Origin of the sequence: Rhizobium sp. BR 315, assembly GCF_050577975.1 — a bacterium.
GTDB lineage: Bacteria > Pseudomonadota > Alphaproteobacteria > Rhizobiales > Rhizobiaceae > Rhizobium > Rhizobium miluonense.
This window is the reverse complement of the sequence record NZ_JARWKZ010000003.1, coordinates 297,124-317,802: the sequence shown is the minus strand read 5'-3', so window position 1 is coordinate 317,802 and position 20,679 is coordinate 297,124. Positions and strand designations below refer to the sequence as shown.

15 protein-coding genes are annotated in these 20,679 nt (G+C 61.6%); 2 read left to right on the top strand and 13 right to left on the bottom strand.

Annotation, left to right across the window (positions count from 1 at the left end):
- Positions 1 to 43 precede the first annotated feature (43 nt).
- From QD409_RS05860 to mutS, 8 genes are all read right to left on the bottom strand, one after another.
- Positions 44 to 610, bottom strand: a complete 567-nt coding sequence (locus QD409_RS05860) for a NifU family protein (RefSeq protein ID WP_092843155.1) — start codon at positions 608 to 610, stop codon at positions 44 to 46.
- Positions 611 to 726: 116 nt separating this feature from the next.
- Positions 727 to 1,218, bottom strand: a complete 492-nt coding sequence (locus QD409_RS05855; RefSeq protein ID WP_092843157.1) for a universal stress protein — start codon at positions 1,216 to 1,218, stop codon at positions 727 to 729.
- A 75-nt stretch (positions 1,219 to 1,293) separates the two neighbouring features.
- The gene (gene trpS, locus QD409_RS05850) at positions 1,294 to 2,358 is read right to left on the bottom strand and encodes a tryptophan--tRNA ligase (RefSeq protein WP_430762077.1); all 1,065 of its coding nucleotides are present in this window, start codon (positions 2,356 to 2,358) and stop codon (positions 1,294 to 1,296) included.
- 163 nt (positions 2,359 to 2,521) lie between these two features.
- Complete coding sequence (locus QD409_RS05845; protein WP_092843161.1) at positions 2,522 to 2,914, bottom strand: VOC family protein; 393 nt, start codon at positions 2,912 to 2,914, stop codon at positions 2,522 to 2,524.
- A gap of 245 nt (positions 2,915 to 3,159) precedes the next feature.
- Positions 3,160 to 4,764, bottom strand: a complete 1,605-nt coding sequence (gene murJ / locus QD409_RS05840; RefSeq protein WP_430762076.1) for a murein biosynthesis integral membrane protein MurJ — start codon at positions 4,762 to 4,764, stop codon at positions 3,160 to 3,162.
- Positions 4,761 to 7,676, bottom strand: coding sequence for a [protein-PII] uridylyltransferase (locus QD409_RS05835; RefSeq protein ID WP_092843165.1), 2,916 nt, complete (start codon positions 7,674 to 7,676; stop codon positions 4,761 to 4,763). The genes murJ and QD409_RS05835 overlap by 4 nt, the downstream gene beginning before the upstream one ends.
- A 59-nt stretch (positions 7,677 to 7,735) precedes the next feature.
- Positions 7,736 to 8,029 (bottom strand): hypothetical protein, encoded by a 294-nt coding sequence (locus QD409_RS05830; protein WP_092843167.1) that lies wholly within the window; start codon positions 8,027 to 8,029, stop codon positions 7,736 to 7,738.
- A 27-nt stretch (positions 8,030 to 8,056) separates the two neighbouring features.
- A complete protein-coding gene (mutS, locus tag QD409_RS05825; protein WP_092843169.1) occupies positions 8,057 to 10,798 on the bottom strand; it encodes a DNA mismatch repair protein MutS in 2,742 nt (913 codons plus the stop codon).
- Positions 10,799 to 10,910: 112 nt separating this feature from the next.
- Between mutS and QD409_RS05820 the strand changes: the two genes are divergently transcribed.
- The gene (locus QD409_RS05820; protein ID WP_092843171.1) at positions 10,911 to 13,199 is read left to right on the top strand and encodes an NADP-dependent malic enzyme; all 2,289 of its coding nucleotides are present in this window, start codon (positions 10,911 to 10,913) and stop codon (positions 13,197 to 13,199) included.
- Between the two features lie 70 nt (positions 13,200 to 13,269).
- Positions 13,270 to 14,679 (top strand): adenylate/guanylate cyclase domain-containing protein, encoded by a 1,410-nt coding sequence (locus tag QD409_RS05815; protein ID WP_092843172.1) that lies wholly within the window; start codon positions 13,270 to 13,272, stop codon positions 14,677 to 14,679.
- A 6-nt stretch (positions 14,680 to 14,685) separates the two neighbouring features.
- Here QD409_RS05815 and QD409_RS05810 read toward each other — a convergent pair whose 3' ends face one another.
- From QD409_RS05810 to QD409_RS05790, 5 genes are all read right to left on the bottom strand, one after another.
- Positions 14,686 to 15,564 (bottom strand): GNAT family N-acetyltransferase, encoded by an 879-nt coding sequence (locus QD409_RS05810; protein ID WP_092843174.1) that lies wholly within the window; start codon positions 15,562 to 15,564, stop codon positions 14,686 to 14,688.
- Between the two features lie 232 nt (positions 15,565 to 15,796).
- Positions 15,797 to 18,082, bottom strand: a complete 2,286-nt coding sequence (locus QD409_RS05805) for an ATP-binding response regulator (RefSeq protein WP_430762075.1) — start codon at positions 18,080 to 18,082, stop codon at positions 15,797 to 15,799.
- Between the two features lie 55 nt (positions 18,083 to 18,137).
- Entirely contained in the window at positions 18,138 to 18,656 is a 519-nt protein-coding gene (lspA, locus tag QD409_RS05800; protein ID WP_430762074.1) for a signal peptidase II, read from the bottom strand.
- Entirely contained in the window at positions 18,653 to 19,513 is an 861-nt protein-coding gene (locus QD409_RS05795) for a TrmH family RNA methyltransferase (protein WP_092843180.1), read from the bottom strand. Before QD409_RS05795 ends, lspA begins: the two co-directional genes overlap by 4 nt.
- The gene (locus QD409_RS05790; protein ID WP_430762086.1) at positions 19,510 to 20,637 is read right to left on the bottom strand and encodes a class I SAM-dependent methyltransferase; all 1,128 of its coding nucleotides are present in this window, start codon (positions 20,635 to 20,637) and stop codon (positions 19,510 to 19,512) included. Before QD409_RS05790 ends, QD409_RS05795 begins: the two co-directional genes overlap by 4 nt.
- Positions 20,638 to 20,679 lie beyond the last annotated feature (42 nt).

Here is a 20,679-nt window from a genome sequence, read left to right as displayed (position 1 = left end):
CATGATCCCATCCAAAACCGCTGGGCGCCCCTTGAGATCATGCTCAGACGGCTTCGACTTCCTGCACTTCCGGAACGAAGTGGCGCAGGAGGTTCTGCACTCCATGCTTCAGCGTTGCCGTCGAAGACGGGCAGCCGGCGCAGGATCCCTTCATATTGAGATAGACCTTGCCATCGCGGAAGCCGCGGAAGGTGATGTCGCCGCCATCCTGGGCAACGGCAGGACGCACGCGGGTATCGAGCAGTTCCTTGATGGTCAGCACGATGGCCTCATCGCCTTCATCGAAGAATTCGCCGCCGGCATCCCGCACTTCGGACAAAACCGAGGTCGAGCCCATAACGGGCTTGCCGGACATGAAATGCTCCATGATCGAACCGAGGATGGCGGGCTTCAAATGCTGCCACTCCTGATTTTCCTTGGAAACGGAGATGAAATCATAGCCGAAATAGACGCCGATCACGCCCGGAATCTCGAAGAGACGGGCAGCGAGCGGCGAAGCCTCGGCTTCCTCGGCGCTGCGGAACTCGGCCGTGCCGCTTTCCATCACCACCTTGCCCGGCAGGAACTTCAAGGTCGCGGGGTTCGGTGTCGCTTCGGTCTGAATGAACATCTTGATCTCCATGCGGCGGGCACAAACCCGGTCCCAACTTTAGAATATTTCAAAAGAGATAGGCCTTTTGACCACTCAATTCAAGAGAATGATTCTCAAGAAATGGTCGCCTGGCATCAGCTGAGCGCGTCGATTTCCTCGTTCGTCAGCGTATCCGGCAGCACCGTTACCGGGATCGGAAAGGCGGCCGCGCGGCCGGCGATCGACGAAACCAGCGGACCCGGCCCTTCCTTGGCAGACCCTGCGGCGAGAACGAGCAGTGCGATGTCCCGATCCTCTTCGATCACCGCATTGATCTGCTCGGCTGATGATCCCTCGCGGATGACGATTTCCGCATCGATGCCGACATTCTCGCGGACGCTCTGGGCGGCCTTGGCGGTTGCCGCTTCGGCCTCCTCGCGCGCTTCCGCCCGCATGATCTCCTCGACGCCGAGCCATTGCTGGAAATCGCCCTCGGGAATCACATAGAGCAGCACGAGGCCGCCATTGGAATTCTTGGCGCGCCGGCCGGCATAGTGGACGGCGCGCTGGCATTCGGGTGTGCCATCGATGACCGCCATGAACTTGCGGCGATGGCCTTCGAGCCGTGAAAGTCGTGTGGATACCATGGAGCGACTCTGACACCCGAAAACGGCGTTTTGCAAGCCCCCGTTTTCACGCGGGAGCCCTGCATTACGACATCATCAATAGAGAAAGCCGATAATGTCGCGAACCTGCTTCATCGTCACGTCGGCACGAGCGCGGGCGCGGGCGCTGCCATCGCGCAGCACGGCGTCGATATGGCCGGGATCGGCCATGAGGCGGCGCATTTCCGCCGTGATCGGCGATAGCGCGTGCACGGCAAGATCGACCAGCGCCGGCTTGAAGACCGAGAACTGCTGGCCGCCAAATTCGGACAGAACTTCCGACCGCGACTTGTCGGCAAGTGCTGCATAGATGCCGACCAGATTTTCGGCTTCGGGGCGACCGGCGAGACCGGCGATTTCGCTCGGCAAGCCATCCGGATCGGTCTTGGCCTTGCGGATCTTCTTCGAGATGTTTTCCTCGTCGTCTAGCAGGTTGATGCGCGATAGGTCGGAAGCGTCGGATTTCGACATCTTCTTCGTGCCGTCACGCAGCGACATGACGCGCGGCGCCGGGCCATCGATCAGCGGCTCGACCATCGGGAAATAGGCATGCACCGGCTCGTCGCCGACGGTGATCTCGATGCCGTAACCCGTGCGGCGAATATGCTCCATGTAGTCCAGATTGAACTTCATGGCGATGTCGCGGGTCAGCTCGAGATGCTGCTTCTGGTCGTCTCCAACAGGAACATGCGTGGCGCGATAGAGCAGAATATCGGCGGCCATCAGGCTCGGATAGGCGTAAAGGCCGAGGGAAGCCTGCTCGCGGTCCTTGCCGGCCTTGTCCTTGAACTGCGTCATGCGGTTCATCCAGCCAATGCGGGCGACGCAGTTGAAGATCCAGGCAAGCTCGGCGTGCCCCGGCACGGCCGACTGGTTGAAGACGATATGCTTTTCCGGGTCGATGCCGGCGGCAAGGAAGGCCGCGGTGATCGAGCGCGTCTGGTTCGGCATGTCGTCATGGACGAGCTGAGCCGTCAGCGCATGCATGTCGACGACGCAGTAGATGCAGTCGTTGTTGGCCTGCAGGGCCACGAACTTGCGGATCGCGCCGAGATAATTGCCGAGGTGAAGATTGCCTGTGGGCTGAACGCCGGAGAATACGAGCGGCTTGAATTCGGTCATGTCGTCCTCGAAAGGCTTGTGGAGGGCCCGGGCGAGCGACGCTCGACCCTTGGTTTCGAGCGGCTTATGCACGGCGGACAGGCTGGGATCAAGAGGCTATGTCGCGGATTCGATCTTGTGTGATCCTGCTCGAAAACCGCTGCACAGTTTTCAGGATCATGCCTCACGAAGAATGCTGGATCAGATCCCAGGTGTTGCCGTAGGGATCGGCGAAGACCGCCACGGTGCCATAGACCATGTGGCGGGGCTCTTCCCGGAACTCGACGCCCTTGGCAAGCAACGCGGCATGATCGCGGCCGAAATCGTCGGTCTTGAGGAAGAAGCCGACGCGGCCGCCGGTCTGATTGCCGATCGCAGCGCGCTGGCTGTCGCTTGCGGCTTGGGCAAGCAGTAGCGCAGCGCCCTCTGTGCTTTTCGGCTTAATGACGACCCAGCGCTTGCCCTCCGGTTGCACTTCGTCCTGCAAGCAGTCGAAGCCGAGGATATCGCAGTAGAAGGCTTTTGCGCGGTCGTAATCATCGACGACAAGGGCGACGAGGAAGAGAGATTGAGACATGGAAGGACTCCGCATCTGGCAAAATCGTCCCCTCGCCCCGCTTGCGGGGAGAGGGCTAGGGTGAGGGCCACGCACAAACGTCGGCCTATGCAGACTATCTTGGCCAGTCATTAAAATGGCGGCGCCTGCATACTTTAATTCTGCGGAGGCATCAGTGAAGGCCCTTCATCCGACTTGTCGCAATTTCACTCCGCTCGATCGCGCCAAGCCACCTTCTCCCCGCATTGCGGGGCGAAGGAGCCTTGTTATTCCCCATTCACCGCCTTCGCATCCGTTGCAGCTGCAGTCGGACGCTTGCGGTTGATATTGCGGCGGATCATGCCGAGATCGGCGCCGCCGATCAGGAAGGAGACCGCAAAATAGACCAGCATGGAAATCGCGATCAGCAAGCCGAGCGTGCTTACCTTGGTCAAAAGCGACGTGCCCGAAGCCAGATATGCGCCCCAGCGGTGCTGGAGATAGATGATCACTCCGGTCATGACGCCGGCTGAAACGAGCAGGAGGGCGGCGCGGCGGGCAAGGGCCCATTCCCAGGCCAGATGACCCCGGCGCAGCAACGTGGTGAAGAGCAGCACGGTGCTGATCCAGCCGGCCGTCGCTTCGGCAACGGCGATGCCCGGAGCACCCAAATAAGGAAAGAGGCTGAGCGCGATCGCGCAATTGACGGCAACGGCAACGCCGGAGAACCGCATCGGGGTCTTGGTGTCCTCGCGGGCATAGAAGCCCGGCTGCAGCGCCTTGATCAGTACGAAGGCCGGCAAGCCCAGGCCATAAATCGCCAGGATCGAGCCGACAATGACGGTGTTTTCCTGATGAAAGGCGCGGCGTTCGTAGAGCACGCGAATGATATCGTCGGAGAGAACCCAGAGCGCCATGGCGGCCGGCAAGGTCAGGAACAGCACGAACTCGATCGAGCGGTTCTGCAGATTGCCGGCTTCTTTCAGATGACCTGATTTCAAGGCGCGCGCCAGCTCCGGTAGCAGGACGACGCCGACGGCGACACCGACGACGCCGAGCGGCAGCTGATAGATGCGGTCGGCATATTGCAGGGCGGCGATCGCGCCTTCGCGGCTGGAGGCGATCGCCTGGCCGATCATCTGGTTGATCTGGGTGATGCCGCCGGTGACAGCGGCCGGAATGGCGAGGATCAAGAGCCGCTTGACGTTCGGCGTGAAACGCGGCCAGCGGAAGCCGATACTGATGCCGGCAAAACGCACGCCGATATAGACGACGAGCAATTGCAGGATACCGGCGACAAGCACGCCCCAGGAGAGATACCAGGCGGTCTGCAGCGGCACCGCGCCGAAATAGAGCGAATAGAACAGCGCGCCGATCATCACGACGTTAAGGAAGACGGGCGCCACCGCTGCCGCGAAGAAATGATGCAGCGAGTTCAGCATGCCGCTCATCATCGCCGTCAGCGACATACACATGAGATAGGGGAACATCACGGCGGCCATGCGCACCGTGATCGCGAATTTGTCGGGATCGTCGGCAAAGCCGGGCGCGATGATCCAGCGCACGATCAGCGGCATACCCAGTTCCATGACGACGGTGATCAGGAACAGGACCGAGAAGAGAACGCCGAACACTTCCTCGGAGAAGCGTTTCGCGCCCTCGATACCGTTCGCCTCGATCTCCTTGGCAAAGAGCGGCACGAAGGCGGCGTTGAAAGCGCCCTCGGCAAACAGGCGGCGGAAGAGATTCGGAAAGCGGAAGGCAGCGTAGAACACGTCGGCCATCGGGCCGGTGCCGAGGGCCGCGGCCATCAGCGTCTCGCGGGCAAAGCCGAAGATGCGGCTGCCAAGCGTCGCGCCACCGACCGTGATGAATTTCTTGACTAGGCTCATACGGCTGAACCGGCTTTCTTTTCAGTATCTGGATTTTCGACGGCAACAGCGCGCGTGGCTGCAGGCGCGATGATGCCGGACGGCATGCGTTCGCGCATCTCGTCCTCCTCACCCGCCATGACGGCCTTCAGGCGTGCGGTAATGTTGGCTCGCTTGTTCTCGTTGGAGATCTTCTGTCCGACCAGATCGGTGACGTAGAAGGTGTCGATGACCTTCTCGCCGAACGTGGTGATGCGGGCCGACTGGATATCGAGCGACAGATCCGAGAGGACAGCCGTTATCTCCGACAGCAGGCCGGTGCGGTCGAGGCATTCGACCTCGATGACCGTGAACTTGTTGGACAGGCTGTTGGAGATGATGACCGACGGCGGGATGACGAAGGCCTTGTTCTTGCGGCGATTCTTCGTCCGCGTCGCAATGACTTCCGGCAACCGCTTGCGGCCGGCAAGCACGTCTTCGATCATCTTGCCGATGGTGCCGGCACGGCGCAGCTCATCGGCATCGTCGGGAAATTCGCGGCTGACATGGATGGTGTCGAGGGCGCGGCCGTCGGCGGTCGTGAAGATCTGCGCATCGGCGATATTGGCGCCGGCGGCCGCACAAGCGCCGGCAATTACGGTCAACAGACGCGGATGGTCGGGCGAGAGCACGGTGATCTCGGTGATGGCGTGGAAGCTGTCGGTGCGCACCATGGTGGCGAGCACCTTGCCTGCCTTGTCCGACTGGCGCATGAACTGCGTATGGCGGATCTGATCCTCCAGCGGCACGGACAGCAGATAAGGCTGGTAGTGCAGCTTGACGTAAGCCTTGCGCTCCTTCGCGCTCCAGTCCGCAAGCGCCTGTTCGAGCGCTGCGGCTGCGGCTTCCGCCCGCTCCTTGCGCGACACTTCCGAGAAGCCGCCGGCCAGCAGAAGCTCGGTCTCGTAATAGAGGGTGCGCAGCAGCTGGCCTTTCCAGCCGTTCCAGACGCCCGGGCCGACGGCGCGGATGTCGCAGACAGTCAGGATCAGCAACATCTTCAAACGGTCGAGCGACTGAACCCGGTCGGCGAAATCGATGATCGTCTTACGATCGGTCAGGTCACGCGTCTGGGCGACCATCGACATGGTCAGATGCTCGGCGATCAGCCATACCACAAGCTCGGTCTGTTTCGGCGAAAGGCCGAAGCGCGGGCAGAGCTTGCGCGCCACCTTGGCGCCGGCTTCCGAGTGATCCTCCTCGCGGCCCTTGGCGATATCGTGCAGGAGCACGGCGACATAGAGGGCGTCACGATCTTCGATGCTGGGCATCAGCTTGTTGGTCAGCGGATGGATATCCTCGGCCTTGCCCTTGTCGATCTCGGACAGCACCTCGACGGCGCGGATCAGATGCTCGTCCACAGTATAGTGATGATACATGTTGAACTGCATCATCGAGACGATCTTGCCGAATTCCGGAATGAAGCGGCCGAGCACGCCGGCCTCGTTCATGCGGCGCAGGATCAGCGCCGGATCGCGTTTGGAGGTAAGGATGGAGAGGAAGAGCCGGTTCGCCTCCTCGTTCTCGCGCAGATCGTTATCAATCAGGTTCAGCGAGCGCGTGACGCGCTTCAGCGCATCCGGATGGAATTCCAGGCCGTTGATGTCGGCGACGAAGAACAGCCTGATGAGGCTCACAGGATCGCGCTTGAATACATCGGGATTGGCAAGCGCGATGCGGCCGCGATCCTCGACGAATTCGACGGTGCCGGGGATCTTGCGCGAGCGATTGGCAAAGCGGCTGATGACGCCGGTAAGCCCCGGCGTCGCCTTTGCCTGCTGATCCTCGAGCGCTGCGCAGAGGATGCGGGTGAGATCGCCGACATCTTTGGCGACAAGGAAATAGTGCTTCATGAAGCGCTCGACCGCCGAAAGGCCAGGGCGAGCGTGATAATCGAGTGCCGCCGCGATATCGCGCTGAATATCGAAGGAAAGCCGTTCTTCCGCCTTGCCGGTCAGGAAATGCATGTGGCAGCGCACGGCCCAGAGGAAATCCTCCGCCTTCTCGAAGAGGCGGTATTCCTGCTTCGAGAGCACGCCGAGCTTCACCAATTCGACCGGATCGCGGACGTGATAGTAATATTTGGAGATCCAGAACAGCGTGTGCAGGTCGCGCAGGCCGCCCTTGCCTTCCTTGACGTTCGGCTCGACCAGATAGCGGGTATCGCCCGCCTTTCTGTGGCGCTCGTCGCGCTCGGCGAGCTTGGCGGCAATGAATTCCGGGCCGGTATTGGTGACGATTTCCTTGTCGAAACGCGCCTGCAGCTCCCGCGTCAACGGCTCGTTACCGCAGATATAGCGGGTTTCGAGAACCGCGGTGCGCACCGTCATATCGGACTTGGCCTCGCGGATGCATTCCTCGACCGTGCGCGTGGCGTGGCCGACTTTGAAGCCCATGTCCCAGAGCATATAGAGAATGAACTCGACCGCCTTGTGCGTCTCGCTGTCCGGCTTCGGCTGGAACAGGAAAAGAAGGTCGATATCCGAGCCGGGCGCCAGCGTATCGCGGCCATAACCGCCGACGGCCGTGACGGAGAAGCTACCGGCTCGCTTCGGAAAAACGTGATGGACGGTGAAATCGTAGATAACCGTGATGATCTGGTCCTGCAGCCAGGAAATGCGGTGGGCGCAATCTAGCCCGCTGCCCTGGAAGGCCAGCAGGCGGCGCGCCTCTTCGCGTCCCTCCTGGCTTGCCTTCTTCAATAGAGCAAGCAGAGCGGACCGCTCTTCGTTCTTATCCAGATTACGCTTGGCAAGAGCCTCGCATTCCGCTCTCAGCGAGGGAACGTCGAGAATAGCCGGAAAATCGATGTCATGCATTTCCATGCTCTGCCGACCGGATTCCTGTTCTTTGGCGGCGGGCCACCGCCGGCGCGCCTGTCTTTTCGTCTGCATGCGCTATAGCCTCTTTGCCCGGCGATTGACACAGGCAATCGACGCAGAAATCGGCAGTTTTAGGGCCTCGGCATCTCAAGCGTCCGCCTGAGCTCATTCAAGCTATATAGTATGTTTCGCGATTGAGCACCGATCTGCGTCACCATTTCGCGCTCACATTCCCAATAGCCGGCCTTGGCGATGCTCGAACAGATGTCGGAAATGCGGCTGCACGACAAGGTGATGCTGAGAAGACCGCGGTCAGACTCGCAATCCGGCGCCTCGCCTTCACCGCAGATCTTGCCGCGCGCGGCGATCGGGGAAAAGCGCTCTGCCAGGATACGGACTTCGGCGAGAAGATTTTCGAGATGCATGCTTTTGTCCTTGGAAGTCGCCTTCGGTCAGCCGGCCTTGGTCAGATTTTTCTTCAATTCATAGAGCACGTCGAGAGCGGCTCGTGGCGTCAGATCGTCGAGATCGAGCGTTTTCAGCCGCTCCTCGACCTTGGAGGGTTCGCGCCGCCCGCTCGCCTCCTCCCGGCGGACCGCCACCTGGAAGAGCGGCAGATCATCGATGAGCTGGCTTGCCGGATTCTTGCGGTCCGCATCTTCAAGCCGCGTCAGAACGTCGCGGGCGCGCGCTACCACCGAGGCAGGCAGGCCGGCGAGGCGCGCCACCTGGATACCGTAGGAGCGGTCGGCAGCCCCCGGCCCGACCTCGTGCAGGAAGATAACGTCGCCATCCCATTCCTTGACGCGCATGGTGGCATTGGACAGCCGGCCGAGCTTCTCCGACAGGACGGTCAGCTCATGGAAATGCGTGGCGAAGAGGCCGCGGCATCGATTGGCTTCATGCAGATGCTCGACAGCGGCCCAGGCGATCGAAAGACCGTCGAAGGTGGCGGTGCCGCGACCGATCTCGTCGAGGATGACGAGCGAATTTTCACTCGCCTGATTAAGGATCGCCGCCGTCTCGACCATCTCGACCATGAAGGTCGAACGACCGCGCGCCAGATCGTCGGAGGCGCCGACACGCGAGAACAGCCGGTCGACGACGCCGATATGGGCCGAGGCAGCCGGCACGAAGCAGCCCATCTGCGCGAGAATGGCGATCAGGGCATTCTGGCGCAGGAAGGTCGATTTACCGCCCATGTTCGGGCCGGTCAGCAGCCAGATGGCGCCATCCTTGCCGCCGGCTTTCGGCGAGAGATCGCAGTTATTGGCAACGAAAGGCCCACCCGCCTGGCGGCGCAACGCCTGCTCCACCACCGGATGACGGCCGCCTTCGATGGCAAACATGCGGCTCGCATCGACCACGGGCCGGCAATAGGCCTGCTCCTCGGCGAGCAGCGCAAGCCCCGCCGCGACATCGATCACCGACAGCGCACGGGCGCCGGCCTTGATCGCCTCGGCATTGGCCACCACCGCCGCAACCATGCGATCGAAGGCCTCCAGCTCGATGGCCAGCGCTTTGTCGGCGGCGTTGGCGATGCGGCTTTCGAGATCGGCAAGCTCGGTCGTGGTGAAGCGCATGGCGTTCGCCATGGTCTGGCGATGGATGAAGCGCGCCTTGGCCTCGCTGGTGTCGGTCATCGGCCCGGCATTGCCGGCCGTAACCTCGATGAAATAGCCCAGCACATTGTTATGCTTGATCTTCAGCGACTTGATGCCGGTTTCCTCGGCATATTGCAGTTGCAAGCCGGCGATGACGCGGCGAGACTGATCGCGCAATGCCCGCACTTCGTCCAGCTCGGCATTCGCCCCTTCCCGCAGGAAGCCGCCATCGCGCTTCAGCAAGGGCAGTTCATCTGCAAGCGTAGCGGCGAGTAGCGCTTCCAGATCGGCGGGCAAGGCGCTGAGCCCGGCCAGCGCAGCCTTCAGCTCTTCCGGCAGAAGTGCTGTTCCAAGCATGCGGCCGACATCGGCCGCCGCGGCCAACCCCTGCCGGATCGCCCAAAGGTCACGTGGGCCGCCGCGATCGAGCGCGAGGCGCGATAAGGCGCGCGGCATGTCAGGCACATGCCTCAGCGCCGCACGCAGATCGCTTGAAAGCGACGGCTCCTCCGTCAGGAAGCCAATCGAATCCAGGCGCTCGTTGATACGCTGGGGATCGGTGAGCGGCGACATCAGCCGTTCGGCGAGAAGTCGGGCGCCGCCGCCGGTCACGGTGCGGTCGATCGCCTTCAAGAGCGCGCCGTTGCGGTCGCCGGAGAGCGTACGCACCAGTTCGAGGTTGGCGCGGGTGGCGGGATCGATGAAAAGGGTCGAGGCGCCACTTTCGCGTTCCGGCAGTCCGAGCGGCGGCCGTTCGGCAAGCTGGGTCTTTTCGACATAGGCAATCGCGGCTGCAGCTGCGGCCAATTCAGCGCGGCTAAAGGTGCCAAAGCCATCGAGCGTGGACACGCCGAAATAGCGGGTAATGCGCCCCTCGGCGCTGGCGCTGTCGAATAGAACGGCCGGCTGCGGAACAGCGGTGCGGCCGAGTATGTCGAAGACCGGCTTCAGTTCCGGATCATGGAACATCGTATCCGGCAGGATCAGCTCGCGCGGATCGATGCGCAGGATATCGGCTAGCAGCCGCGAAGCTTCCGTTTCCGCCAGCCGAAAGACACCCGTGGAAATATCGATCCAGGCGAGCGCAAGCTGCGGTTCTGCGCCGCCGCGAATGCGCGTCAACGTCATGAGATAGTTGGATTCCGAGGGCGAGAGCAGCTTTTCCTCGGTAATGGTGCCGGGCGTTACGAGGCGCACAACATCGCGCCGCACCACAGACTTGCCGCCGCGCTTCTTGGCCTCCGCCGGATCTTCCACCTGCTCGCACACGGCGACGCGGAAACCCAGCGAAATCAGCTTCTGCAGATAATCGTCGGCGGCATGAACCGGAACGCCGCACATCGGGATATCCTGCCCCATGTGCTGGCCGCGCTTCGTCAGCGTGATGCCGAGCGCGCGCGACGCATCGATGGCGTCCTCGAAGAACAATTCATAGAAATCGCCCATGCGATAGAAGAGAAGCGAACCGGGATTGTTCGCCTTGATCTCAATATATTGCTCCATCATCGGAGTCGCAGAAGCGCGACTTTCCTCCGAGGCAAGCTCGGCGGCCGAGAAAGCATCGATGCCGGTGGTTATACGTTCGTTCACGGAGGTGCAGTTTTTCCAAAAAATGAGGTGTCACCCTATCCGCGCGCCGCTATAGAAGACAACAGCTATCGGGCAAGAGGGACCGGTCGCCCACAGGAGGTTTGGAGAAACAATGGCTGACAGCAAGAGCAAGTCGCGTCCGGGGACGGGGATCACGGATCAGGAAGCATTGGACTTCCACAAGCTAGGCCGGCCCGGCAAGCTTGAGATCAATCCGACCAAGCCGATGGCGACACAACGCGATCTTTCCCTTGCCTATTCGCCCGGTGTCGCCGTTCCCGTGAAAGCGATCGCCGCCGATCCGGCCACGGCTTATGACTATACGACACGCGGCAACATGGTCGCCGTCATCTCAAACGGCACAGCCATTCTCGGCCTCGGCAATCTGGGCGCACTGGCTTCGAAGCCGGTCATGGAAGGCAAATCCGTTCTCTTCAAGCGCTTCGCCGACGTCGATTCGATCGACCTTGAGATCGACACGGAAAATGTCGACGAATTCATCAATTGCGTGCGCTATCTCGGCCCCTCCTTCGGCGGCATCAATCTCGAGGATATCAAGGCGCCCGACTGTTTCATCATCGAACAGCGGCTGCGCGAGCTCATGGATATCCCCGTCTTCCATGACGACCAGCACGGTACCGCCATCATCGCCGCCGCCGGCCTGATCAACGCGCTGGAGCTGACCGGCCGCGACCTGAAGACCACCAAGCTCGTCTGCAACGGCGCGGGAGCCGCCGCGATCGCCTGCATCGAGCTGATCAAGGCCATGGGCTTCAACCCGGAGAACGTCACCCTTTGCGATACAAAAGGCGTGATCTACCAGGGCCGCAGCGAAGGCATGAACCAGTGGAAGTCGGCGCATGCGGTCAAGACCGACAAGCGCACGCTGGCCGAAGCGATGAAGGGAGCCGACGTCGTGTTCGGCCTTTCGCAGAAGGATGCCTTCTCCGAAGACATGATCCGCTCCATGGCGGACCGGCCGATCATCTTCGCCATGGCCAATCCCGACCCGGAAATCACGCCGGAGGAAGTGGCGCGCATCCGCGATGACGCCATCATGGCGACCGGGCGCTCGGACTATCCGAACCAGGTCAACAACGTCCTCGGCTTCCCCTATATCTTCCGCGGCGCGCTCGACGTGCGCGCCACCACCATCAACGACGAGATGAAGATCGCCGCCGTCAACGCGCTGGCGAGCCTGGCGCGAGAGGACGTGCCTGATGACGTGGTGGCCGCCTATCAGGGCGCAAGGCCCCGCTTCGGGGCGCAATACATCATCCCCGTGCCGTTTGACCCGCGCCTGATCTCGGCCATTCCGGTAGCCGTCGCCAAGGCGGCGATCGAAAGCGGCGTCGCCCGGCGCGAAATGCCTGACATGGACGCCTATGCCCGCGAACTCTCGGCCCGGCGCGATCCGATCGCCTCGACGCTGTCGCAACTCTATGAGCGTGTGCGCCGCCACCAGAAGCGCATCGTCTTCGCCGAAGCGGAAGAAGAGCAGGTCATGCGCGCCGCCCTCTCCTACGCGAACCAGGGACTGGGCACCGCCATCTTGCTCGGCCGCGAGGATCTGATCCATTCCACCGCAGAACGCGCCGGTATCGACCTCAACCGCCCCGGCCTCGAAATCGTCAATGCCCGCATTTCCAAGCGGGTCGACGCCTATATCGACTATCTCTACGCCCGGTTGCAGCGCGACGGCTATCTGCACCGCGACGTGACGCGCCTGATCCATAACGACCGCAATCACTTCGCCGCCTGCATGGTCGCGCTGGGAGATGCCGACGGCATGGTGACCGGCGTGACGCGCAACTATTCGACCGCGCTCGGAGACGTGCGCCGCTGCATCGACGCCAAGCCGGGGCACCGGGTCATCGGCGTATCGATCGTGCTTGCCCGCGGCCGCACCGTCTTCGTTGCCGACACAGCAGTGCATGACATGCCGGCCGCCGAGGAGCTGGCCGAGATCGCCGAAGAGGCAGCCGGTTTCGCTCGCCGCATGGGTTACGAACCGCGCGTCGCCATGCTTGCCTATTCCACCTTCGGCCATCCGTCGGGCGAGCGGTCCGAGCGGGTGCGCGAGGCGGTGAACATCCTCGACAAGCGCCATTTGAATTTCGAATTCGATGGCGAAATGGCGGCCGACGTCGCGCTGAACCGCAAGATCATGGAGAGCCTCTATCCCTTCTCGCGGCTCTCCGGGCCTGCGAACGTGCTCGTCATGCCGGCATTCCACTCGGCTGCAATCTCCACCAAGATGCTGCAGGAACTCGGCGGTTCCACGGTGATCGGGCCGCTCCTCGTCGGGCTCGACAAGTCGGTGCAGATCACCTCCATGGGCGCCAAGGATTCCGACATCGTCAACATGGCCGCCATCGCCGCCTATGGCGCCGGCGCCTAATTCTTGCGGGACCGCCCGGCAGCCAAACAAAGATGCTGGCTGCCCTGTGAAATAGGTGTAGGATAGGGGTATGAGTGAAGCTCAGCCCCTATTCGAAGTGCTGCGCCATTCAGCGCGGCCGGATATCGTCGACGTCATCGAGCGGCTGGTCCTTGAGGCACCCGACCGCAAGCTCAATCGCATGAATGCGCTTGCCTTCGCCGCAGACTATGGCTTCGATGAGGAACAAACCATCAGCGCGTTCCTGCACGCTGCGCGTCTGGGCCTGTTCGAGATGTCCTGGAATGTGCTGTGCCCAGGATGCGGCGGCGTGCTGGATGCCAATACCTCGCTGAAAACCGTCCAGAGCGATACTTATAGCTGTACTTTGTGCGCTGCCGGCTACGAGCCGACGCTCGACGAAATGGTCGAAGTCACCTTCACCGTCAGTCCGCGCATACGCCACATCAGCGCCCACAATCCACATAATTTGTCGCCTCTGGAGTATTTTCGCCAGATCTACTGGAGTTCGGGCGTCGATCTTCCGGACGAGGGTTATGAGGAAAGAGTAGACCAATTCATGCTGGAAACGCTGGAATTGCCCGCGGGTGAAAAGGCCGTGGTATCGCTGCAGTTGCCGGCCGAATTCGTCATTATCTTTGAACCGGTTACCCATAGCGCACAATTCATCGACGTAAAAGGCGAACCGTCCAAGGAGCGGCAGAACATATTGCTCGTCTTCGATCGCATGCATCGGCAGAGCGACACCATTGAACTCAGGCCAGGCCCATTGCGCATCGTCATAGAAAATCACACGGAGGTCCGCACGCTGCCCTCTGTGTGCATTGCCAACGACGCGCTCCACGCCTTGCTCGGCCACCGCCGGCCATTCCTGACCGCCAAGCGGCTGCTCTCCAACCAGACCTTCCGCGACATATACCGAACGGAGACTATCGACATCAACCAAAGGCTGAAGATCGCCAGTCTCACCTTTCTCTTCACCGACCTGCGCGGCTCGACGGAACTCTATGAGAGGGTGGGCGATCTTGCGGCTTTCGATCTCGTCAAAACGCACTTCAGCATCCTGCATGAAATCGTGGGGGCGGAGGCGGGCGCGGTCGTCAAAACCATCGGCGACGCCGTCATGGCCACTTTCCCGACGCCGGACCGGGCGGTGGCGGCGGCAATGCGGATGCGAGAGGCCATGTCGAGCCTCAACAAGGAACGAGGCAACGACGATCTTCTGCTGAAAATCGGCATTCACGAGGGACCGTGCATCGCGGTCAGCCTGAACGAACGGCAGGATTATTTCGGACAAACCGTCAATATTGCTTCACGCGTGCAACATCTGGCGACGTCGAGCGAGATATTCGCGACAAGTGCGGTGCTGGAAAATGTCCGCGCCGCCGAACTGTTGACGACGCGAGGCTTGAAGCCGCAATCGCATCACGTCGCGCTGCGCGGCATCACGGACGCGATCGATATTTTTTCGATCCCTTAGTAAGGTTCAGCTCGCAAAGCGACCGGCATCAGCGCCGTAATAGTTGACGTAGCGATCCGAGATGCTGGCGATCGGCAGGACGATCAGGACATCGGTCGTGTTGAAGGCCTGATCAACGACGGCGGTCGAGCCAACCATTGCACCGAGGCGCAAATAGCCCTTGATCAACGGCGGCAGCGCCATCAACGCCTTCTTCGGGTTGACGGCCTCGACCGGCATCAGGTCCATGGTGCGGGCGAGCGACGGCAGAGCGTCGACGGCCCACTCATCCTTGGCGACAACATTGTGATAGAGGAAGGACAAGGCCAGCGCATGCTGTTCCGGCAGAACGCCGGGGAAGGAAGCGCAACCGAACATCGCGCTCATGCCATGCTTCAGCGCATAGGCCCAATTGCCCTGCCACAGCAGCTCGACGGTACGCTTGTTACGGTAGTCCGGCAGGACGCAGGAGCGACCGAGTTCCATGAAGCGCTTGTCGGGATGGCGGACGAGCAGCGCGTCGATGTCGAATTCCGAAGAGGAATAGAAGCCGCCATTGGCCATCGCCACTTCCTGGCGCAGCAGGCGATAGGTGCCGACGATCTGGTCTTCCGAATCGCCTTCGAGCGAACGGTCCAAGACCAGAAGATGATCGCAGATTGCGTCCCAGCTATCGATATCACGCTGCCGACGCATGGCGTCGGCCGGCAGCTGCGCGTTCATCTCCTCGACGAAAACGCGATAGCGGACAGCCTGAGCTGCATCGATTTCGCGCGCTGTGCGAGCAAGGCGCGTTTCTAGATTTCCGATGCGTCCAAGCACATCGCTGGCAACCGGCTCGACCGTTGCCTTTGAAGACTGAACCATTTCGCCCTGAGCTTCGCGATTCAAAATTTCGATGGACATGGCGACTCTCCCCCTGCGGGCCGATATAGCGCCATAAACCAAATTCGTGCGACAGGAAAGTGACACGCAGCCTGGCTAAAAGCAAGAAGCGTGCCCATTGCAAATTTTCGAATGAACGCGCCGTCCCCAACTTAGGGAGAGCGATAGCCTGCGGTTGAGGATCGCCCCGGCTCACCATCGGGCATTGGTGAGCCGGCGTCGGGACTTTCATGCGAAAGTGGGATCGCCTCTGCTAGGCGCGTTCGAGCGTCCGCCGCGACAGGTTCTGCACGGTGGTCATCAGGCGATCGGGATCGACGGGCTTGACGATGACGGCATCAGCTCCCGCAAGCAATGCCTGACGGCGGATTGCATCGCGGCTGTCGGCGGTCAGCACGATGATCGGCAGCGCCGGCAGGGATTGCCGGCGTTCCTGCGCGCGCAATTGTGCGAGCACGGCAGCGCCGGAGCCTCCAGGCATGTTGAAATCGGTGACGATCACGTCCGGCCGTGCTTCGGCATTCTCAGCACGGGCGCGCAGGCCATCGAAATCCTCGACCAGGCGAACTCTATGACCCGCCTTGGCGAGCATGGCGCGAACAAGCATGCCGTTGACCGGATCATCCTCGCCGAGCAGGATCTCAAGTGCGGGATCTTCCGACTCGGGCGTGGTGATGCCGATCTCGGACACGCCATCGATTACGGTGTCGCGCTTTTCCATGCCGCGCATGCGGCCGCTCAGCACGTCGATCAGCGATTGCTCGCGCAGCGGGCGGATGAGCCAGGCGTCAAAAAGATCGAGCGGATGCGTATTGCGCTCCTCGGGATTGACGAGGAAAATCTTGCGTAGCGCCGGCATCACCAACTCGTTACCCTCGCGGAAATAAAGCGGCGCCATACGGTGATCGACAATCAGGTCCGTCCAAGGGCCATCCTCGCTGGCGAACGATCGCGTCAGGACATTCATATCCTCGGCGCCGATTACGCGGCAATTGCCACCCAAGGTGCGAATGGTCTGGGCGATCGCTGTGCTTGCTGCCCCTTCGGGCGCCAGCAGCAGGACGCGCGCGCCCTTGAGCACGGTATCGTGCCGGCCGTTTCCGGTCTCCTCGGCGACCAGGCCTACGGGGAAGCTGATGGTGAACTCGGTGCCCTTGCCGCGTTCGCTGGCAACCTTGAGCCTGCCACCGAACTCCCGCAGGATGCGTGCGGAGATGGCGAGCCCGAGCCCGGTGCCGGCGCTTCTTTCGACGACGCTGCCGGCCTGCTCGAATTCGCCGAAAACGCGGGCCTGCTCTTCTTCGGTCATGCCCGGACCGCTATCCTGCACCGATATCGTCAGGTCCTGCCCTTGCAGGCTGGCGCGAACGAGGACGCCGCCCGTCTGCGTGAACTTCACCGCATTGCCGAGGACATTGAACAAGACCTGACGCAGTCGGGCAGGATCGAATTCCATCATCTCGGGAACGTCGGCTGCAACGCTCGCCGCAATTTCGATGCCCTTTTCATGGGCGCGATGGGCAAGCATCTCGACGACACCTTCGAGCAGCGGTCGCAATGCTTCCTTGCGCGGATGCAGTTGGAAGCGGCCCACTTCGATTGTCGAGAAATCAAGCAGATCTTCGACCAGCTGTACAAGCGCATGTCCCGACTGACGGATGCCGGTCAGGTAATTGGCCTGTTCCAACGTCAACGGCGTCTGGGCGAGCAGATGATTCATGCCGAGAATGCCGGAGAGAGGCGTGCGAATTTCATGGCTGACAGTGGCGAGCAACCGCGATTTGGCGGCGCTGTTATATTCGGCCTTCAACCTCGCATCTTCGCGAAGACGGGCCGTCTGTCGCTCTTCCGTCACGTCGCGGGCAACGCTTTGTATGCACAGCTGCCCGCTCGACGGATCGCGAAATATGACATCGTGCCAGGCAAAGATGCGGTTGCCTTCGGGCGCGGCGATCTCCGCATCCTGATGCTTGGCATCGGTGACGGCGCGGAAGACCAGGCCGGTCTCTTCCAGCGTCAAGCCCTCGGGATTGGATTTGCCCGTCAGCTTGCGGAAAGTGGCATTGGCATCCAGGATCCGCCGGTCGATGCTGCGGATGACCGTGATGTCGCCAAGCGCATCATGGATGGTGGCAAGCAGGCTATTGCTTTCCTTGCGCTCCCAAAGACGATCATGGTCGCTCTCGCTGAGATCGGCGACGGCGGCGGCAGGTTTTCCGGCGGCTTTCCAACTGTTGAAGACGCCAAGGACTGCCAGGGTAAGCGCCACAAGGGCGAGAACGCCGGCCAGCGCCAGCGGGCCTCCGGCAAAGCCGATTGCGAGAAAGACGATACCGGCAACCAGGCCGCCGCCGTTCAGCCAATGGCGTTGCAGCCATCGTGGCCGTGCTGGCGGCGCCGGGCGTCGTTCCGCCTCCCGCAAGGTCTCGCTCGGTTCCGCGAGGGGCAGTCCGTTCCCAGTCAACCCTTCGATCGATCGCGTTTCATCGCGAGTGATATCAGCGGCAGGCTCTTCCTGCAGTTTTGCCAGAGTGCTCATGCAATCTGGCTAGCATAGGCACCGTTCCCGATGCCTTCAGGGATTCGCTAGAATTTTAAGCTTTGGCCTTTTTCGGCATCAGAAGTTCATCGAGAATGACGCAGGCCGCCCCGACGGTGATGAAACTATCGGCCAGATTGAATACCGCAAAGGACCAAGTCTCCGTGTGAAAGAGAATGTAGTCGATCACATGACCGTAGAGAAAGCGGTCGATCAGATTGCCGAGCGCGCCGGCGATAATCAGGGCAAAGCCCAGATGAGCGAGCCAGCGGTGATTAGGGGTGTGCCGCCAGAGCCAGAGCACGAAGGCTACGATGACGAGCCGCATGCCGACGATGAACCAGCCATCCATGCCCGACAGCATCGAGAAGGCGACGCCGAGATTGTAAGTGCGATAGAGTGCCAGCATCGGAATGACCGGCACCGTCTCCTGCAGCGGCAACCAGTGATCGACCATGATCTTGACAGCCTGGTCGAGGATGACTGCAATCACGATGAAGATCAGGATCGGCAGGGGCCGTGAAAACAGGGCCGGCTTTGCCGTCGGCTGTTCGTGGGTCTCGCTTTCGGTCATCGGGTCTCGCTCAGTGTCAGGATATGGCGGCGGGCCTCGAACAGCATGACCGCCGTGGCAACCGCCAGATTGAGGCTGTCGGCGCGGCCGGTTTGCGGGATGCGGGCAAGCGCATCAGCCTCTTTCGCAAGGACATCCGGCAAGCCGGATTGCTCGTTGCCCATTAGAATGACGACAGGCTTCCTCTTGTAATCGATGGTCCGATAGTCGACCGCACCGGCCAGATGGGTGGCGACGACGGAGACATCGGCCTTCTTCTTCCAGGCGAGAAACTCTTCCGGCGTCGCCTTGACGACCGGAACGGCAAAGACCGAGCCCATGGTGGCGCGCACGGTTTCCAACGAAAACGGATCGGTCGTCTCGCCGACGAGAATGACGCCGGAAGCGCCGGCCGCATCGGCGGTGCGAATGATCGTGCCGAGATTGCCGGGATCGCGGACGCGGTCGAGCGCCACCCAGGTTTCGCCCGCCTTCGGCTTGACGTCCTTAAGCTGCCGCCAGCGCTGTTCGAAGACACCGACCACCATCTGCGGATTGTCGCGGCGGGTGATCGAACCGATGACCTTTTCGCTGACTTCCAGCACCAGCCCGCCGGCAGCCACCGTCTTGGCGGCCACCTGCTCGACCAAAGGCTTACCCTTGGCCGCCTTGGCATAGACCAGCGTGCGGATCGTCCAGCCGAGTTCGAGCGCATCGATCACGAGCTTCAACCCTTCGGCCAGGAACGCGCCGCTTTCCTCGCGGGACTTCTTGACCGTCAGCGCCTTGATATCCTTGACGATCGGATTGGCAAGCGAGGTAACCTCCTTGACCTGTCCGACCTTGCGCGGGCCGTCACTACGGAAATCCTGTGTCATTTCGGTACCCAGCGGCTGAAGAGAGAGGTGGAAAGCGCCCTGCCCGGCGTGCGGCCATCAAGGCCGGCCTCGCGGATGACGAGCTCGCCGGATTCGACGACGCCGCCGGCGCCGCGCATGGTTTCGCGCATCAATTCATGGATCGAGTAGAAGCTGGCGCGGATCGAATAGGCCGTCAGCACGAGGCCGAGCGCCTTCGGAGACAGGATCTCACGGCAGATATCCAGCATCAGCGGCAGATGCTCGAAAAGATGCCATACCTCGCCATTCGGGCCGCGGCCGAACTTCGGCGGGTCGGTGAGGATAATGTCGTATTTGTTGCCGCGCCGCTCTTCGCGCAGGATGAACTTCATCGCATCCTCGCAGATCCACCGGATCGGCAGCTTTTCCATGCGGCCCAGAGCCTGGTTTTCGCGCGCCCAGCCGATCGCCTTCTTCGAGGCATCGACATGGGTCACTTCCGCGCCGGCCGCAGCCGCGACCAGCGACGCCACGCCGGTATAGCCGAAGAGGTTCAGGACCTTGAGCGGCCGCTTGGCAGCTTCGACCTGTTCCTTCATCCAGGCCCAATGCACGATCTGTTCGGGAAAAACGCCGACATGACGAAACGCGGTGAAGCGGCCGAGAAAATCGACGCCGAGCAATTGCAGCGGCCAGGTTTCGCCGAGCGCCTCGCGCGGGAAGCGCCAGCGGCCCATGCCGTCCTCGTCTGTATCGCCGGTGAAAATAGCCTCGGCATTGTCCCACACATGCGCTGCAAGCGTCGGCGGCCACAGTGCCTGCGCTTCCGGGCGAACGATGCGATAGGGACCATATTGCTCGAGCTTCAGGCCGTTGCCGCTGTCAATGAGATGAAAATCCCCGGCACCCAGTGATTCCAGGATGACAGGCACGCGCTCGGCCGGCCGCTCGCCGCTTCGCACGATCAGCGGGCGTTCGGGCGCGGCAGAGGCGGTCGCCGTATCGCCCGGCTCGTTCACCCGCTCGCCATGATCGCGCGCAGGCTTGGCTGGCCTTGAAGCATGCGCGGGCTTTGCCGGTGGCTTGCCGGGCATGTCACGCCGGGGTTTTGCCCCGAGACCGCCCGCAGCTTTCTGGCCGGGCCGGCTTTCCCTATGTTTCACCATGCTTGTCTCAAAATTGATATGTGCGTGCAAATAGCATCT

Coding starts and splice junctions, on each gene's coding strand:
- QD409_RS05860 (WP_092843155.1), bottom strand. CDS start 610: ATGTTCATTCAGACCGAAGCGACACCGAACCCCGCGACCTTGAAGTTC.
- QD409_RS05855 (WP_092843157.1), bottom strand. CDS start 1,218: ATGGTATCCACACGACTTTCACGGCTCGAAGGCCATCGCCGCAAGTTC.
- trpS (WP_430762077.1), bottom strand. CDS start 2,358: ATGACCGAATTCAAGCCGCTCGTATTCTCCGGCGTTCAGCCCACAGGC.
- QD409_RS05845 (WP_092843161.1), bottom strand. CDS start 2,914: ATGTCTCAATCTCTCTTCCTCGTCGCCCTTGTCGTCGATGATTACGAC.
- murJ (WP_430762076.1), bottom strand. CDS start 4,764: ATGAGCCTAGTCAAGAAATTCATCACGGTCGGTGGCGCGACGCTTGGC.
- QD409_RS05835 (WP_092843165.1), bottom strand. CDS start 7,676: ATGCAGACGAAAAGACAGGCGCGCCGGCGGTGGCCCGCCGCCAAAGAA.
- QD409_RS05830 (WP_092843167.1), bottom strand. CDS start 8,029: ATGCATCTCGAAAATCTTCTCGCCGAAGTCCGTATCCTGGCAGAGCGC.
- QD409_RS05820 (WP_092843171.1), top strand. CDS start 10,911: ATGGCTGACAGCAAGAGCAAGTCGCGTCCGGGGACGGGGATCACGGAT.
- QD409_RS05815 (WP_092843172.1), top strand. CDS start 13,270: ATGAGTGAAGCTCAGCCCCTATTCGAAGTGCTGCGCCATTCAGCGCGG.
- QD409_RS05810 (WP_092843174.1), bottom strand. CDS start 15,564: ATGTCCATCGAAATTTTGAATCGCGAAGCTCAGGGCGAAATGGTTCAG.
- QD409_RS05805 (WP_430762075.1), bottom strand. CDS start 18,082: ATGAGCACTCTGGCAAAACTGCAGGAAGAGCCTGCCGCTGATATCACT.
- lspA (WP_430762074.1), bottom strand. CDS start 18,656: ATGACCGAAAGCGAGACCCACGAACAGCCGACGGCAAAGCCGGCCCTG.
- QD409_RS05795 (WP_092843180.1), bottom strand. CDS start 19,513: ATGACACAGGATTTCCGTAGTGACGGCCCGCGCAAGGTCGGACAGGTC.